Origin of the sequence: Mesorhizobium sp. AA22 (genome assembly GCF_001672375.2) — a bacterium.
Lineage (GTDB): Bacteria > Pseudomonadota > Alphaproteobacteria > Rhizobiales > Rhizobiaceae > Mesorhizobium > Mesorhizobium wenxiniae.
Genome location: NZ_CP048406.1, coordinates 2,873,944 through 2,887,190, shown reverse-complemented (window position 1 = coordinate 2,887,190; position 13,247 = coordinate 2,873,944). Strand labels below are relative to the sequence as shown.

Genomic DNA, 13,247 nt, shown 5'->3' with positions numbered 1-13,247 from the left:
CGATCAGGGTAATCTGAGCTCGATGCCGTGCGGGCTATTGTCTTCGGGACGAGGAGGACCGGGATCTCCTCCGCATGCAAACGGTTGGGCGTTCGGCTGGGTTCGCGGCGGAAGCGGCTGCCGCGAGGATCGTTCGCGAACACTGGCGCGGCACGCTGGGGCTCGGCCGCGACGAGACGCTGGCTGCGGCCTATTGGCGACGTGGCGCGGCGGGACCGATGGCCGGCTGGATCCTGCTCATGATCGCTTGCGCATCCTCGCCAAGGCCGATCGCGATCCGGTCGCCGGAAATAATGCCTGATATGTCGCAGACGACCAGCGGCATGCTGACATCGTAGAGAAACTCGGCGACGATGGCGCCGACGGCCAGAATCGGGTCGGGCCGCTGCAGGATAATGCCGGCCGGCGCCGTGCCCCTGCGGATCGCCTCGGCCAGAACCGAGGACGAGGACGAAGATCCCCGCCCGGAAGCCATCACCAGGATCTTGGCAGCGACATTTTGGCCAAGAGCAGGATGCGAACGGTCGATGATGTCGCCCGTCTCGATGTCCAGGCCGCCCCAGAAACTGAGCGCTTGCGACAGCACCAGCGCCGAGCCTTGTGCCTCGCCGGCAAGCTGGAAACTGCCAACTCTGTTCAGGGCTCGACTTTTCAGGGCTCGACTTGCCTGTTCACTCATGGCGCACCCCTCACGACGTGCCCGACCGCTGCCGAGCGGATGCAGTCCTCCATCTCGCCGAACGCCACCGATACGCCGATATTGCCGGGGGCGTAATGCGCCCATTTGCCGGAGTTGGTCATCACCACGCCGTCGAGGCGCTCGATGATGGTGGTGACATAGGTGCAGGTATCGGTCACTGGAATGAGGTTGAACGCCTTCACACTCTCCAGCTCGCCTTCGTCCTGAAGCCGCGTCAGCGTCGCGCGCCCGGTGTTGACATAGATCGGGATGCCCCTGCCCGGCGCGATATGGCGCAGCATCGGCAGCAGGCGCATCCACTCGTGATGGGAAAAATGCGGCGTGCCGAGCGATACGGCCGCAAGCGGCGCACCGTCGGGGACGCTGGACAGCCTGGCCAGAGCATGATCGATGTCGGCGCGAGAGATCCGGATCGTCTCCTCCGGCGGCTTGCCGCGAAACGCCTCGTCGAGCGTCTTTGCTTCCGGCGTGATGCCGACCGCATGAAACAGTGCCACCGCGCCCGTCGTTGCCGCCGCCGCACCCAGCGCCTTCAGCTGGTCCTCGTCGCGCGGCTGCGGCAGGCCCGATATCACCGGGATGCGGTCGCGACTCGCCTGCCCGATGATCAGCCCGACGCCAACGAACAGGGCGTCGGTAGGCTCGAAAGAACCGGTCAGCTCGAACAGGATCTGGCCGCGCCGGTTTTCGCTTAAATGCAGCCCCCAGGCCGGCGCCCGCCCGGTCATCGCGCAGCACAAATCGATGAAATCACCATAGCGATTGGTCCGCGCTCCAATCACCGAATTGGCAAAGACGATGGCGTTGGACTCGCCCCAGGCGATCTGCTCGCCGAAAGCCGGCCGGAACCGCGTCTGATAGGGCGCGCAGGTGAAGGTCGCCTGACAGCCGAGCTCCAGATGCGCCTTCATCAGCCGCCGCGCCGGCACTTCTTCGGCGGCCGGCATCTTCACCAGGCCGGGATGGATGAGGTCGAACGAACCGACGTTCAATGTGGTGGGCACCCGAACGCTGCCACCGCCCTCGACCAGCCTCTCGACGAAATCGAGACCGGCCTGGCCGTGATAGAGGCAGCCGTCGATATGGGCACCGGCAATATCCAGCAGCTTGCGCGCGCCGACCGCCTTCGAAAAGGCGACCAGGATCTTCATCGCTGCGGCCACGGCCGGCCCGTGCTCGCCCTGCAGCATCGACTGATCGCCCGCCATCAATTCAAGCGTCATCGGGTGTTCCGCTTTCCTCACTATGCCCGACCATGCTCTCACGGATTGCAGTCCGCCTGGCAAGATCAGTTCGCGGCGATCAGCACCGTACTCTTCGGCGACCAGCGCAGCAGCACCTCCTGGCCTTCGGCCAGCCTGTCAGCGCCGGTGTTCTGCACGATGACCTTGAGCGTCTGGCCGTCGCGTTCGACGAAATAGGTACTGTTGTTGCCGGCGAAGATACGCTTGGAAACTTGGCCACGGAGCACATTGCCATTGGCCTGGTCCGCGCTTCCGGAATCGATGGCGATGCGGATGCGTTCGGGCCGCACCGCGCAGCTGGCCTTGGCGCCGGCGGCAAGCGTTGCCCCTGCCCGGGCGGCGATCGCCGTGCCGTCGGGCAGCCGGATACCGACGCCTGTGGTCTCGCCGCGAAAGATGTTGGCATCGCCGAGGAAGGTGGCGGCGAATTCGCTTTTCGGGCTGTCGTAGATCTCCTCCGGCGGCCCTTCCTGCACCAGCCGGCCATCGCGCAGGATACCGATGCGGTCGCTCATCGTGAGCGCTTCTTCCTGGTCGTGGGTGACGAAGATGGTGGTGATGCCGATCTCGCGCTGGATACGCTTCAGTTCGATCTGCATGTCGACCCGCAGCGCCTTGTCGAGCGCGCCGAGTGGTTCGTCGAGCAAAAGCACACGCGGCTTGGTGACGATGGCGCGGGCCAGCGCAACCCGCTGGCGCTGACCGCCGGACAGCTGGTGCGGCCGGCGGCCGCCGAGCTTGCTGAGTTGTACCAGATCGAGCGCGCGCTGCACCTCGCTTGCAATAGTTGCCTTGGCCTCGCCACGCACCGACAGGCCGAAGGCAACATTGTCGGCCACGCTCATATTGGGAAACAGCGCATAGTTCTGAAACACCATGCCGATGCGCCGCCTCTCGACCGGCACCCGCTCGACGCTCTCGCCGCCGATCGCGATGCGGCCCGAGTCGGGGAAATCGAAGCCCGCGATTTGCCGCAGCAGCGTGGTCTTGCCGCTGCCCGAGGGCCCAAGCAGTGCATAGGAACCACCGTCGGCAAAATCGATGGAGACGTCATCCAGCGCCTTGTGCGCCCCGAAATTGCGCGACAAATTCGATACCTGAACGCCGGCCATTATTTCTCTCCGCCGAATTTGAAGAAACGTGCCGTAAGCAGCATCAGCGCCATCGAGACGACGATGATGATCGTCGAGACCGCGTTGATCTCGGGCGTGAAACCCTTGCGGATCGCGGCGTAGATCTCGACCGGCAAGGTTGTCTGACCCGGCGTCGACAGGAAGTAGGACACTACGAACTGGTCGAACGATACGGCAAAGGCGAACAGCCCGCCGGCGATGACGCCCGGCATGATCCAGGGCAAGGTCACGCGCCGCGTCACCTGCCACTGGTTGGCGCCGAGCGATCGCGCCGCCTCTTCCAGTTCCGGCGCAAAGGTCTGCAGCCGTGCCGAGACGACGACGATGACATAGGGGAGCGCCAGCGCCACATGGCCGAGCAGGATTGCGAACAGACCACGCCCGATGCCGACGCCGAAGAAGAAGATCAGCATCGCCGTGCCGGTGATCAGCCACGGAATGGCGATCGGCGGAAACAGCAGCGCTTGCAGGAATTTCTTGCCGCGAAATTCGTAGCGATAGAACGCCAGCGACGCCGCCGTGCCGAGCGCGGTGCAAAGGATGGTGGTGATGACGGCGATCTCTATGCTGTTCGAGGTTGCGGAGATCAGCTGGTCGTTCTGCCACAGCGACGCGTACCATTCAGTCGTCCATTCCAACGGCAATTGGTAGAAGGGCGAGACGTTGAACGACATCAGCGCCATGATGACGATCGGGAGATAGAGGAAGGCGAGCAGCAGCCAGATGTAGAGCCGGCCAAGCCATTCGAGGATACGGGTCGTCGCCATCAGGCGGCCCTCCTGAGCACCGGCGATGTCAGCGCAAGAATGACCAGGACGACGGCCAGCAGGATGAAGGACAGCGCTGCGCCCAGCGGCCAGTTGAAGACGGCGACGAACTGATCCTCGATGACCGTTCCGTAGAAGGTACCGGTGCGCCCGCCGAGGATACGCGGCTCCATGAAGGAGCCGACGACGGGCACGAAGATCAGCGCTGCGCCCGCCACCAGCCCCGGCATGGACAGCGGGATGATCACCCGCCTCAGCATCTGCAGCCTTGAGGCGCCGAGCGAGCGCCCTGCCTCGATCAGCGAGTCGTCGATGGCCTGCAGCGTGAGGTAACAGGTCAGCACCATGTAGGGCACGTAGGAATGCACCAGCCCGATGACGACGGCCGGATACGAATACATCACGTCGATGTTGATCTTGAACGGCAGCACGGCGTTGAGCGCGGTGTCGAGAATGCCGCCCTCGCGCAGCACCATCGCCCAGGAGAAGATGCGCACCAGCCCGTTCGACCAGAACGGCAGGATGACGAGCAGGAAGATCGCCTCGCGGCTGCGCCCTTTCAGCACCTTGGCCAGCACATAGGCTGCGGGAAAGCCGATGACGACGCACCACAGGGTCACCTCAAGCCCGAGCCTGAGCGACGCCAGCAGCAGCGTCAAATACAACCGCTCTGAGAAGAAGGTGGCGTAGTTCTCCAGCGTGAACGACCACGCCTTCCCCGACAGCGGCAGCTCGGTCATGGAGGAGAAGAAGACCATGGCCGACAGCGGCAGGAAGATCGCCACTGTCAGCCACAGATAAGCGGGCAGAAGCAGGGGCAAAGCCGATCGCAATCCGCTCCTCGAACCGGTCGCGACCTGTTCCGCCATATGCCTCTCCCCGAAAGCCCGCCCGCTACTTCACGTTGACCTTGAGCTCTTGCCACAGCGCCAGATAGGCCTCGCGCTGCGCATCGGTGATCGGCGCCTGGAACTGGATGCGCTTGGCGACATCGGGATCGCCCATCACTTTGCGGTTGAACGCATCTTCGGGAAGCGCTGCAACCGCCTTGGTGTTGGCCGAGACCGGCGCGCCGACCTTGGTGACCCATTCAACGTAGAAGCCGGGATCGATCATGTAGTTGATGAACGCCTCGGCGCCGGCGACATTCTTGGAGCCGACCGGAATGGAAAAGGCGTCGAGCCAGGCGACGGCGCCTTCCCTTGGGATGACCAGCGAGACCGGCAGTTTGAAATGCGTCTTGGCGCGGTCGGCCGAACCGCTCCAGTAGGTGCCGATGTCGATCTGGTTGGAGGCGACCATCTGGTTCCAATCGTTCTCCGAGCTCCAGAATGTCTTGATCTGCGGCATCAGCGAGGTCAGCTTCGCCTTGACGGCTTCCATGTCCTTGATGTCGTTGATGTTCTGGCCGGTGGCGATGGCGCCGAACTGAACCGCTTCGACCGCGTCGTCGCGAATGACCACGCGGCCCTTATGGGCCTCGTTCCACATTTCGGTGATGCTGGTCGGCGGCGTCTCGAAGGACTTCTCGTTGATGGCGAGCGCGGTTAAGCCCCACACCCATGGCACGCCATAGACCTTGCCGTCACGAACGAGCATCGGCGATCCCGCCTTGTCCGGGCTGATGTCGGCGTAATTGGGAATATTGGCGACGTCGATCGGCTGGATCAGCTTTTCCGCCATCGCCTGGTCGTTGAAGGCTGCGTTGATCATGACGACGTCGTAGAGGCCGGGATTGGTCCTCAGCTTGGTCAGCATTTCCTGTTCGGAATTGAAGAAGTCGTTGACGACCTTGTTGCCGGTCGCCTTCTCGAAGGCCGCGATGGCCCAGGGCTCGTCGGCCCCGTAGCCCTTCCAGTTGAGCACATGCACTTCGGCGGCAGTGGCGGCCAGCGTGAGCGCGGAGGTGAAGACGGCAGTCGCCGTCAGAAAAGCAGTCAGTTTGGACATGCGCATGTTCGTTCCTCTCATTGTTCTGCCCGGTTGGCGGGCTTGTTACGTCATTTAGGCTGTCAGAAATGGGCCTCTTGCTTCCGGCTATGCACGGTCGTCAGTCGATCGTAATGGCCGAGGAATGTCTGGATCTCCTGGTCGGTCGGCGCCGACGACCCGCCATGGCGGGTGACCGAGAGCGCCGCCGCCGCATTGGCGTAGCGCGCCGCTTCGAAGGGCGGCACGCCGCGCGACAGCGCGCTGACGAAGGCGCCGATATGGGTGTCGCCGGCGCCGTTGGTATCGACGGCGGCGACCTTAAAACCGGGCACGGCCTGCGCGGTGCCGTCACCCAGCCGCACGAAGCAGCCTTTCGCCCCGGCGCGGATGACGACCCCCTCGGCGCTCGGACAGTGATTGGAAAGAAGCCCGGCAGCAACAGCCTCGACATCGCCGGCGCCGGCGATCTCGGCCGCTTCTACGATGTTGCAGCTCAGCCAGCTCGTGCGCGCCAGCACCCGGTCGAGAATGGTGCGCGGGATGTCTGATATAACAGGCGTCGGATCGAAGACGAAGGGAATTTCCGCCGGCAGCGCCTCGATCCAGTCGGCCAGCGCATCGCGGCTTCCGATATAGCTCAGTGTGTAGCCGGAGGCGAACACCCAATCCCCCCGCGCAACCCGGACGGGCGCCATCATGCCGAGGCTGAGCACGCTCTCGGCACCAGGCCATGACACGAACGTGCGCTCGGCGTCGCCGCTGATCATGGCGACGCAATTGCCGCTGTCCATCATGGTGGATGCCGGGGTCAGCGTTGCGATGCCTTCCGCCGCGAGGGCGGCACGCAGGAAGTCACCATTCGGTCCGCTGCCGAGTTGGCCGCCGAACGCCACTTTCATACCGGTGCGGCTGGCCGCGACCATCATGTTGAAGCCGCCGCCGGCGACCTGGGCAAAGCTCGATGCGGTTTTCTCGGTGCCGGGCGCCGGCAAGGCGTCGATGCGGTAGACATAGTCGACCACCGCGCTGCCGATATGGACGAGACGCCCGCTCATGCCGCCGCGTCCTTGCCTGAAATGCTTTTCGCCATCCGCGCCGCGACCAGGTCGGCGGCGAGCGCGCGCACCTGCGCAATGTCGAGGCCTTTGAGCCGGTTGATGTGTTCCTGCGGCAATCGGGAAAAGCCGGCGCAGGCGCCTGCCATGCCGGCGGCAATGGCGCCGATCGTGTCGGTGTCGCCGCCGAGATTGGCGCTGATGACGGCCGCCAGCCAGGGATCGCCGCCGGCGATTTCCAGCACCGCGAAGGCCGCCGGAATCGATTCCTGGCTGGCGACCCCGGTCCCGACCAGATCGACAATCAGCCGGATCGCCTCCGTGACAGCCTTGCCGCGAACGAGGCTCCTCGCCCAGTCGATACGCGCGGCAATGTCGCCACCGGTGATCCAGTGACCGAGTTCTGCGCCGCGCTTGGCCGCCACGACGGCACGATCTGCGGCGGCGCGCCAGTCGCCGCCGGCAACGCCGCGGCTGACGGCGGCAGCGACGGCGGCGGCCGAAGCAATGGCGATCGATGTGTTGTGCGTGGCGCGGCAGGTTTCCGCGACCTTGGCGACCAGCGCGTCTAGCGGCTCCGGCTGCATCATGATGCCAACCGGCGCGATCCGCATCGCCGCGCCATTGGTGTCGCCGCTGCGCCCCGCCTCCTCGGCCGGCACGCCGTCATTGATGGCGTCGATGGCGCGCTTGGTCGAAGGCCCGAGCAGGTCGTAGCTGCCGCGCGCCTTGACCTCGCGCTCCCAGTCGAGCAGCGCATTGACCCAGAGCGTGTGATCGAAGCCATCGCCTGAAACAACCAGGATACGGCCGAGCAGCAGCGCCTGTTCGGTGTCGTCGGTAACAGTGCCGGCGGCCAGGCCCTTCGACACTGGATGGTCGGCGACGGGCGCGACGAAATCCTCGACGTGGCCGTAGAGCTCGGCGATGCGGGCCGGCGACAACAACTGCGTCGGCATGCCGAGCGCATCGCCCAGCGCACCGCCGATAAGCGCGCCCATCGCCCGGTCGATCGCCTCGGCCGTGTCCATACTCAGAACTCCAGGTGAAGTGCGAAATGCGCCGGATTGAGAAGGCTGGTGACAAATTCGATGGCGCGGCCATCGGCCGCGCGCGTCAACCGCCGCGTGCGCAGGAACGGCGCGCCGGGCGCGCAATCGAGAATGGCCGCGTCCTCGGCGCTCAGCATCTCGATATCGACCCACTCCTCGCCGTGATCGGGGACGAGCCCCGCCCCTCGCAGCGTCTGGTGCAGCGAGCCCTCGCGCAGGCCGCGCAGCGGCACGTCCTCCAGCTCGGGCGACAGCGGCAAGCGGCTGCGCTCGATCGAGATGGCGTGGCCGTCATCGGCGTTGCTGCGCACCCGGTCAACGGCGATGAAGAACGGGCTTTCGACGCCCAGCCTAGCAGCGAGCTCGGCATCCTGCATGACTTCGAGCCTGAGCGTGCGCGTGTCGGCATTGGCGCCGGCATTGGCCAGCGCCCGCGACCAGCCGACGGCGTCGTCGACCGGCATGCCGTCGAAGGTGACGAACGAGCCGATGCCGACTTTGGTGGTGATCAGCCCGCGGCTCGACAGTTCCTCGAGACCCTTGCGGATGGTGTTGCGGCTGACGGAAAAGCGCTGGACGAGCTCGTTCTCGCTCTGCAGGCGGTCGCCGAAGCCGAGCACGCCGGAGCGGATCTCGTGTTCGAGGACGGTGGCGATCCGTTCGGGCTTGCCCGTACCGGGAGTCGACAGAGCCGTGCGCCGCGCCATGGAATACCTGTTCAGTAGACCTGTATAGTCTTGTTCAATACCGTGACATGGCGGTCATGTCAACGGCTCGTGGCCAGCACGCTTTTGAGTTCCCCATACCGGGCAAGGATTGCTCTGATGATCACGAACGGTTCGTCGCAGGCTGGAATTTTATGGGAACCTTCACCACCCCCGAGCGGTTTTTTCGATAGTCGCAAATGCGGCAACAACCGAGAAAATGGAGACAAATGGAGAAAAATCATGCTCACGAAGATTCTCGCAGCGTCCGTACTCGCCGGGTCTGGCCACCTCTGCGATGGCCCAGAATACCAGCGACCCAGACGCTGACATGGGTCCCGGCAGCGACAGAAGCGTCGTCACCGACCCTGCCCCGGTCGATCCGAACCTCGTGGAGCCGAATGCCGTCGATCCCGGGACTACGGGTAGCATTATTGCGGGCCCTGATGACGTGAATTCAAATGCCGACTTGAATTCTAATGCCGATCGTAACTGCCCTATAGGCCCGCAGGGCGCGATGCCGGATGCAATGAACAAGGCTCCCGGCACGGTCTCACCGACCGTCAACGACAACCACTGCGGCAAGTAGCCGAGATCGATTTTCCACGCTTTCGGCCGCGGCACGGACAGAGTTTTCGTGCCGCGGCCGAAACGCTGTGTTACGAACCGCTATGTTCTAGCTTGCTGAACTCTTGCGCGGTCGGACAGCTTTTGGCTTGGTGGCCTTTCCGGTCGCGGGACCCTTCGCTTTCGGCCTGCTCTCCTCACCGTCGATCTCGGCTGTGGCCTGCTCCCAGTGCTGCTGGTGCGCGCCGTCGGGCCGGCCGGCCTGCTCCCAGATCGCGTGGGCCCGTTGGCGAATGCGTTCCTGCCTGTCGTCCGTCACTGTTGCCTCCATCGGCTCAAATCCGTGAGCGACAACTTTTAGCTGAAATTTCGATCGGCGTCTTGGGCGGCTTCAGCCCTGGTCGGACAGAACCGCGACACCGAGAAGTGCCGCCTTTTTGGTTATCAGCCCCGCCAGATCCGCGTCCGAGCGCTCCGTTCCAGTTCGCTCGCGCACCGCTCCAATCAACTCCTTCATCGACAAGAGGGCAGTGCCCCGTTCAGCAAGCAGCTTGTCGACAGATGCGGCCACATTGCGTGACTCGACATGCGGCAACATGGAAGCTCCTTCCCGCGACAAGACGATCAACGGCCGGCGGCCTGCCGGCGAGCCGCCGCTCCCTCTCGCGTCTTCCCGAGAGAGCGGCGGGTGAAGGTCAGTCGATGACCTGCACGATTCTGCGGGTGCCGGGGTCGACCAGCACGGTGCGATCGTCGACGACTACGTATCTGTACTCGACGTCGGGAACCTCGTGAAGTTCAACCGTGTCGGGCAAAGTGGAACCGACATTGAGCTCCACTCCCAAAAGGCTGATCGACGCCAGCGGGTGCTTCTGCACATATTCGCGGACGACTGTCTGCTGCTCGGGCGTGATAATCACCTGGTCTGCGGTGGCCACGCCGATACCGGCGAGCAGAACCAGCCCGGCGGCGGCAGGAACAAGGTGGATTTTCATCGTCTTCTCCTGTCTGGTTTGCGGGCTCCGCCTTCCACAGTCGGGAACGGCAGGCCCAGATTGCGAAACGCAGACGTAACCTTCTTTGTTCCGTGAGCGGCGGCTAATCGATCGCCGCATTGGAGCGCACTGATGCGACCGCAGTGGCCCGCGTTCCTTACGCAGGCACGCGGGCCGATCGGATTGCCCGATCAGCAGCGATACCGGAGGGGGTGATATCGACTGCTTCGAGAGGAACATTTAGCAAGAGCTAATGTTCCGGGCCGAAGGCGAAAAAGCCTGCCGGGGCACCCGTCAGGCGCGAGGCGGCAAAGGCCCGAATCTATTGTTTCGGCGGCTGTGCCGGCACCTCGCCGGGCTTGATCACCGGTGTCCTGCCTTGGTCCGGCGGCGGTGCGGCCATGCCTTGATCGCCGGTCGGCGGCGGCTGCAGCACGCCGTTGCAGGGATCAAGCGTGTCGGTCAGGCTGTCGCTGGCACCGTTGTTGACGGGCGGCTTCTGTTGCTGGCCGTTCTGCGGCTGGGCCTGGCAGGGGCCGGCAGGCGCCTGGTCTTGTGTCTCCGTCTGGGCGGCAACCGGCGCCGCCAACGCTAGTGCACCCAGCATGCCCATCGTCAGCGTGCCCGTCATCAGCGTGCCCGTCATCACCGCGCTTGGCAAGAATTCGAAAGGTTTCACGTCGAACTCCTTTCCCGCGAAGGATCACCTCCTTGCCAAAGCAGGTGGGCGGCGATTGGTTCCCGTACGCTGCGACGCGCCCGGTTCCATGCTATCGACTGACAGGATAGTTTTGAGCGGCAAGAGCGACGAGTTCCATGGAAGACGCGAAAACCGCCCCGTTTCCGGAGCGGCGCAGCATGTTGGGGAATCGTTAATCAGCGACTGCTACTATAGCGGGATCATGACTAAGAATCTCGGAAACGCCGTCAGGAATGCCCCGAAGGAACCGGCAAGGAGCCCCGCCCTCAGCCGGCTGGCGCCCGCCTTGTTTCCCCTGGCGGTCGTCGCGCTTGGATATCTGATCGGCTGGCAGTTCTTCGGCTTCTAGGGCATCGGCCCCCTCGATGTCGCGCGAAGAGACGTCGCGCGAACAGACCTTGGATCAGAGGCCGGCTGCTTCTCAGTCCGGGAAATCGAAAACCGGTTCCTCACATCGATGGACCCGACATTGACCGTCAAGCGTCCGGACATAGGAGGCGATCGGCACGTCGGGCCAGTCGCACTCGTTGCCGTATTGGCGGACATATCGATCATAGGTGTTGCGGCCGGTGGTCAGGACGACCGCGCGCCGGCTCTGGATCAGAAGCTGCGTCTGTTCGCATGTCATGGTGCGCGCATCCGGCCGGGCGTAAGCCATGCTTGTGGCGGCGAGCAGGATCGCTGCGGCTGTCGAGACGATTGGGCGAGCTGGCATGGTGCATCCTCACGAGGGTCGTGCGTAACGCGCACCGTCGCCTGTGGTTCCGCACCTTCACCCGGCTCTCCCGCAAGAGGCTGTTACTGCGGGCGCAATAAGACAGGCGCGATCTCACTCCTCCTTCTCCGGCTTGAACACACCACCTCGAAGACGATATCCGAAATCCACATCGCCGAGACGCCGATGAGGAACGCCGCGGCCAGCGTCGTGGTGTCGTCGTCCGGCGACGGCAAAGGCAGGCCGGCGCGGATGTAGTGCACCACTGGCAATGTCAGGTAGGCCGCCGCCAGCGCGCCGCAGATCGGCGACGCCACCATCTCGCGGACCTTGTAGCGGTGGCGCGACAAGGCTCGCAAAATGCCGCCGGACAGGCCGGCGACCACCATCGGCGCCTTGATGCCGAGAGCATCGAGAAACTCCTGTATCATCACGGCCTCCACCCGCACCACTTGCGCACGCTTCGCCCCCGACAGGTTGCGGAAAAAGACATGCGGCTCGAACAGGATGATCGGCCGGCCATGGGCGTCGAAGCCGTGCCCGCTGGTCTCGACGTCGAAAAAGGCGTGGATCTCATCCTCGCCGACGCCGATCCTGGCGCCAAGTTTTGGCAGATCGAGGTCGTCCAGGCGCCTGGCGACATCCTTGAACGTGGTATCCATGGTCTTGTCCTTTCCGCCCAGGTCGCGGGCAGGTTGATGTTTGCAACCGACTGTGTGAAATGAGCCCAAGAGGACCGGAGATCGGGAGGACAGCGGCCCATGTCGCAAGATGAAGGAACGGCGCGCTGGACGGTGAAGGCCGAGCTATGCGCGGTCGGCCGCGACAAGCCCTTGCTTGTGGCGCTGGCAGCGATCCTGTGCCTCTATTGCGGGCTGGTCGCCGGGCCGATCGTCTATGCGTTCCTGGCCATCCAGGGCATGGCGGATTTCTTCAAGTGACGGTGTTGACCATTTGAAAACAGCTCGATCCGTCTTGCTGCCTGATCCGAAATTGCTTAGCCGGGATGAAACTGCTCCCATGAACCGTTCGTACCTTGTGGGACACAGGGTGCGGGAGGGCACGTGACAATAAGGATCAGGCTTCCGGGCGGGACCTTGAAAATCAAGACGAAGGACGAGCTGCGCCGCCGCGAACAGAAGCGCGAAGTTCCGGTCTGGCAGGTCGGAAATTACTTCATCGTCTGGTGGCCGAGCAGCATGTCGGATCGTCCGTCCAGGCCCCCGCCAAAACGATAACCCTGCGACCCGACCCTTCTGGAAACAGTCCCAGAAGATAGTCCCAGAAATAGTCAATGACCGGCCATTGACTCTTCCGCCACGGAAGCTCTCTAATTGCTGCGCTGCACAATGGGGTTGGGCTGATGGCGGTTCGTATCAAGTTGCCAGGCGGCACCTTGAAGATGAAGGTGTATCGGGAATTGCGCGAGCGCGAGCGCACCCGCCGCATCCCTGTCCTAAAGGTCGGTTCGGTCTATTTCACCTGGTGGTCGAACCGCCAGCGTCCCTTGAACGACCCGCCGGGTGCACCGGGCGATCCTGACCGACCCCAGGCGACGCGTTTGACGCCCTGAACGTCATCAGGCGCCTGCGCTCAATCCTTCCGGAAACAGTCAAAACGTGCCCATCGGCTGTTGACTCTTCCCTTGGGGAAGTTCTCTACTTGCTGCATTGCACATCATCG

At 63.9% G+C, this 13,247-nt stretch carries 19 protein-coding genes and 1 pseudogene; 4 read left to right on the top strand and 16 right to left on the bottom strand.

The genetic code is table 11. The features are described 5' to 3' along the window. Positions 1 to 190 precede the first annotated feature (190 nt). The 9 genes from A9K68_RS14055 to A9K68_RS14015 form a co-directional block, all read right to left on the bottom strand. Positions 191 to 679 (bottom strand): DUF126 domain-containing protein, encoded by a 489-nt coding sequence (locus A9K68_RS14055; protein ID WP_065006714.1) that lies wholly within the window; start codon positions 677 to 679, stop codon positions 191 to 193. Continuing rightward, positions 676 to 1,923 carry an aconitase X gene (locus A9K68_RS14050; RefSeq protein WP_065006713.1) on the bottom strand — a complete coding sequence of 416 codons (1,248 nt, stop codon included), beginning with the start codon at positions 1,921 to 1,923 and terminating at the stop codon, positions 676 to 678. The genes A9K68_RS14055 and A9K68_RS14050 overlap by 4 nt, the downstream gene beginning before the upstream one ends. 65 nt (positions 1,924 to 1,988) lie before the next feature. Further along, positions 1,989 to 3,056: an ABC transporter ATP-binding protein gene (locus A9K68_RS14045; RefSeq protein WP_065006712.1), complete on the bottom strand. Its 1,068-nt coding sequence runs from the start codon at positions 3,054 to 3,056 to the stop codon at positions 1,989 to 1,991. Continuing rightward, complete coding sequence (locus A9K68_RS14040) at positions 3,056 to 3,844, bottom strand: ABC transporter permease (RefSeq protein WP_065006711.1); 789 nt, start codon at positions 3,842 to 3,844, stop codon at positions 3,056 to 3,058. The genes A9K68_RS14045 and A9K68_RS14040 overlap by 1 nt, the downstream gene beginning before the upstream one ends. Continuing rightward, positions 3,844 to 4,713, bottom strand: a complete 870-nt coding sequence (locus tag A9K68_RS14035; protein WP_065006710.1) for an ABC transporter permease — start codon at positions 4,711 to 4,713, stop codon at positions 3,844 to 3,846. The genes A9K68_RS14040 and A9K68_RS14035 overlap by 1 nt, the downstream gene beginning before the upstream one ends. Before the next feature lie 25 nt (positions 4,714 to 4,738). Next, on the bottom strand, positions 4,739 to 5,800 hold the full coding sequence (locus A9K68_RS14030; protein ID WP_065006709.1) for an ABC transporter substrate-binding protein: 1,062 nt from the start codon (positions 5,798 to 5,800) through the stop codon (positions 4,739 to 4,741). A 56-nt stretch (positions 5,801 to 5,856) separates the two neighbouring features. Next, a complete protein-coding gene (locus tag A9K68_RS14025; RefSeq protein WP_065006708.1) occupies positions 5,857 to 6,831 on the bottom strand; it encodes a PfkB family carbohydrate kinase in 975 nt (324 codons plus the stop codon). Beyond that, a complete protein-coding gene (locus A9K68_RS14020) occupies positions 6,828 to 7,862 on the bottom strand; it encodes an ADP-ribosylglycohydrolase family protein (protein ID WP_065006707.1) in 1,035 nt (344 codons plus the stop codon). Before A9K68_RS14020 ends, A9K68_RS14025 begins: the two co-directional genes overlap by 4 nt. Before the next feature lie 2 nt (positions 7,863 to 7,864). Then, positions 7,865 to 8,590 carry a GntR family transcriptional regulator gene (locus tag A9K68_RS14015; RefSeq protein WP_065006706.1) on the bottom strand — a complete coding sequence of 242 codons (726 nt, stop codon included), beginning with the start codon at positions 8,588 to 8,590 and terminating at the stop codon, positions 7,865 to 7,867. Positions 8,591 to 8,885: 295 nt separating this feature from the next. Between A9K68_RS14015 and A9K68_RS14010 the strand changes: the two genes are divergently transcribed. Beyond that, on the top strand, positions 8,886 to 9,176 hold the full coding sequence (locus A9K68_RS14010) for a hypothetical protein (protein ID WP_065006705.1): 291 nt from the start codon (positions 8,886 to 8,888) through the stop codon (positions 9,174 to 9,176). Between the two features lie 87 nt (positions 9,177 to 9,263). Here A9K68_RS14010 and A9K68_RS14005 read toward each other — a convergent pair whose 3' ends face one another. From A9K68_RS14005 to A9K68_RS13990, 4 genes are all read right to left on the bottom strand, one after another. After that, on the bottom strand, positions 9,264 to 9,473 hold the full coding sequence (locus tag A9K68_RS14005) for a DUF2934 domain-containing protein (RefSeq protein ID WP_065006769.1): 210 nt from the start codon (positions 9,471 to 9,473) through the stop codon (positions 9,264 to 9,266). Between the two features lie 72 nt (positions 9,474 to 9,545). After that, a complete protein-coding gene (locus tag A9K68_RS14000) occupies positions 9,546 to 9,752 on the bottom strand; it encodes a hypothetical protein (RefSeq protein WP_065006704.1) in 207 nt (68 codons plus the stop codon). A gap of 97 nt (positions 9,753 to 9,849) precedes the next feature. Further along, positions 9,850 to 10,149 (bottom strand): DUF1236 domain-containing protein, encoded by a 300-nt coding sequence (locus A9K68_RS13995; protein ID WP_065006703.1) that lies wholly within the window; start codon positions 10,147 to 10,149, stop codon positions 9,850 to 9,852. 322 nt (positions 10,150 to 10,471) lie between these two features. After that, positions 10,472 to 10,780, bottom strand: coding sequence for a hypothetical protein (locus A9K68_RS13990; RefSeq protein ID WP_065006768.1), 309 nt, complete (start codon positions 10,778 to 10,780; stop codon positions 10,472 to 10,474). Between the two features lie 271 nt (positions 10,781 to 11,051). Here A9K68_RS13990 and A9K68_RS31335 point away from each other — a divergent pair, with 271 nt between their 5' ends. After that, entirely contained in the window at positions 11,052 to 11,198 is a 147-nt protein-coding gene (locus A9K68_RS31335; RefSeq protein ID WP_082982190.1) for a hypothetical protein, read from the top strand. A gap of 72 nt (positions 11,199 to 11,270) precedes the next feature. Here the strand turns inward: A9K68_RS31335 and A9K68_RS13985 are convergent, their stop codons facing one another. The 3 genes and pseudogenes from A9K68_RS13985 to A9K68_RS31325 form a co-directional block, all read right to left on the bottom strand. Further along, entirely contained in the window at positions 11,271 to 11,564 is a 294-nt protein-coding gene (locus tag A9K68_RS13985) for a hypothetical protein (protein ID WP_065006701.1), read from the bottom strand. Between the two features lie 83 nt (positions 11,565 to 11,647). After that, entirely contained in the window at positions 11,648 to 11,995 is a 348-nt protein-coding gene (locus A9K68_RS31330; RefSeq protein WP_065006767.1) for a hypothetical protein, read from the bottom strand. A gap of 82 nt (positions 11,996 to 12,077) precedes the next feature. After that, positions 12,078 to 12,226: pseudogene (locus tag A9K68_RS31325) on the bottom strand (hypothetical protein); the annotation flags it as partial. A 99-nt stretch (positions 12,227 to 12,325) separates the two neighbouring features. Here A9K68_RS31325 and A9K68_RS13975 point away from each other — a divergent pair. Both A9K68_RS13975 and A9K68_RS13970 read left to right on the top strand, forming a co-directional pair. Beyond that, positions 12,326 to 12,505 (top strand): hypothetical protein, encoded by a 180-nt coding sequence (locus A9K68_RS13975; protein WP_065006700.1) that lies wholly within the window; start codon positions 12,326 to 12,328, stop codon positions 12,503 to 12,505. Between the two features lie 422 nt (positions 12,506 to 12,927). Then, complete coding sequence (locus A9K68_RS13970) at positions 12,928 to 13,137, top strand: hypothetical protein (RefSeq protein WP_065006699.1); 210 nt, start codon at positions 12,928 to 12,930, stop codon at positions 13,135 to 13,137. Positions 13,138 to 13,247: the final 110 nt, after the last annotated feature.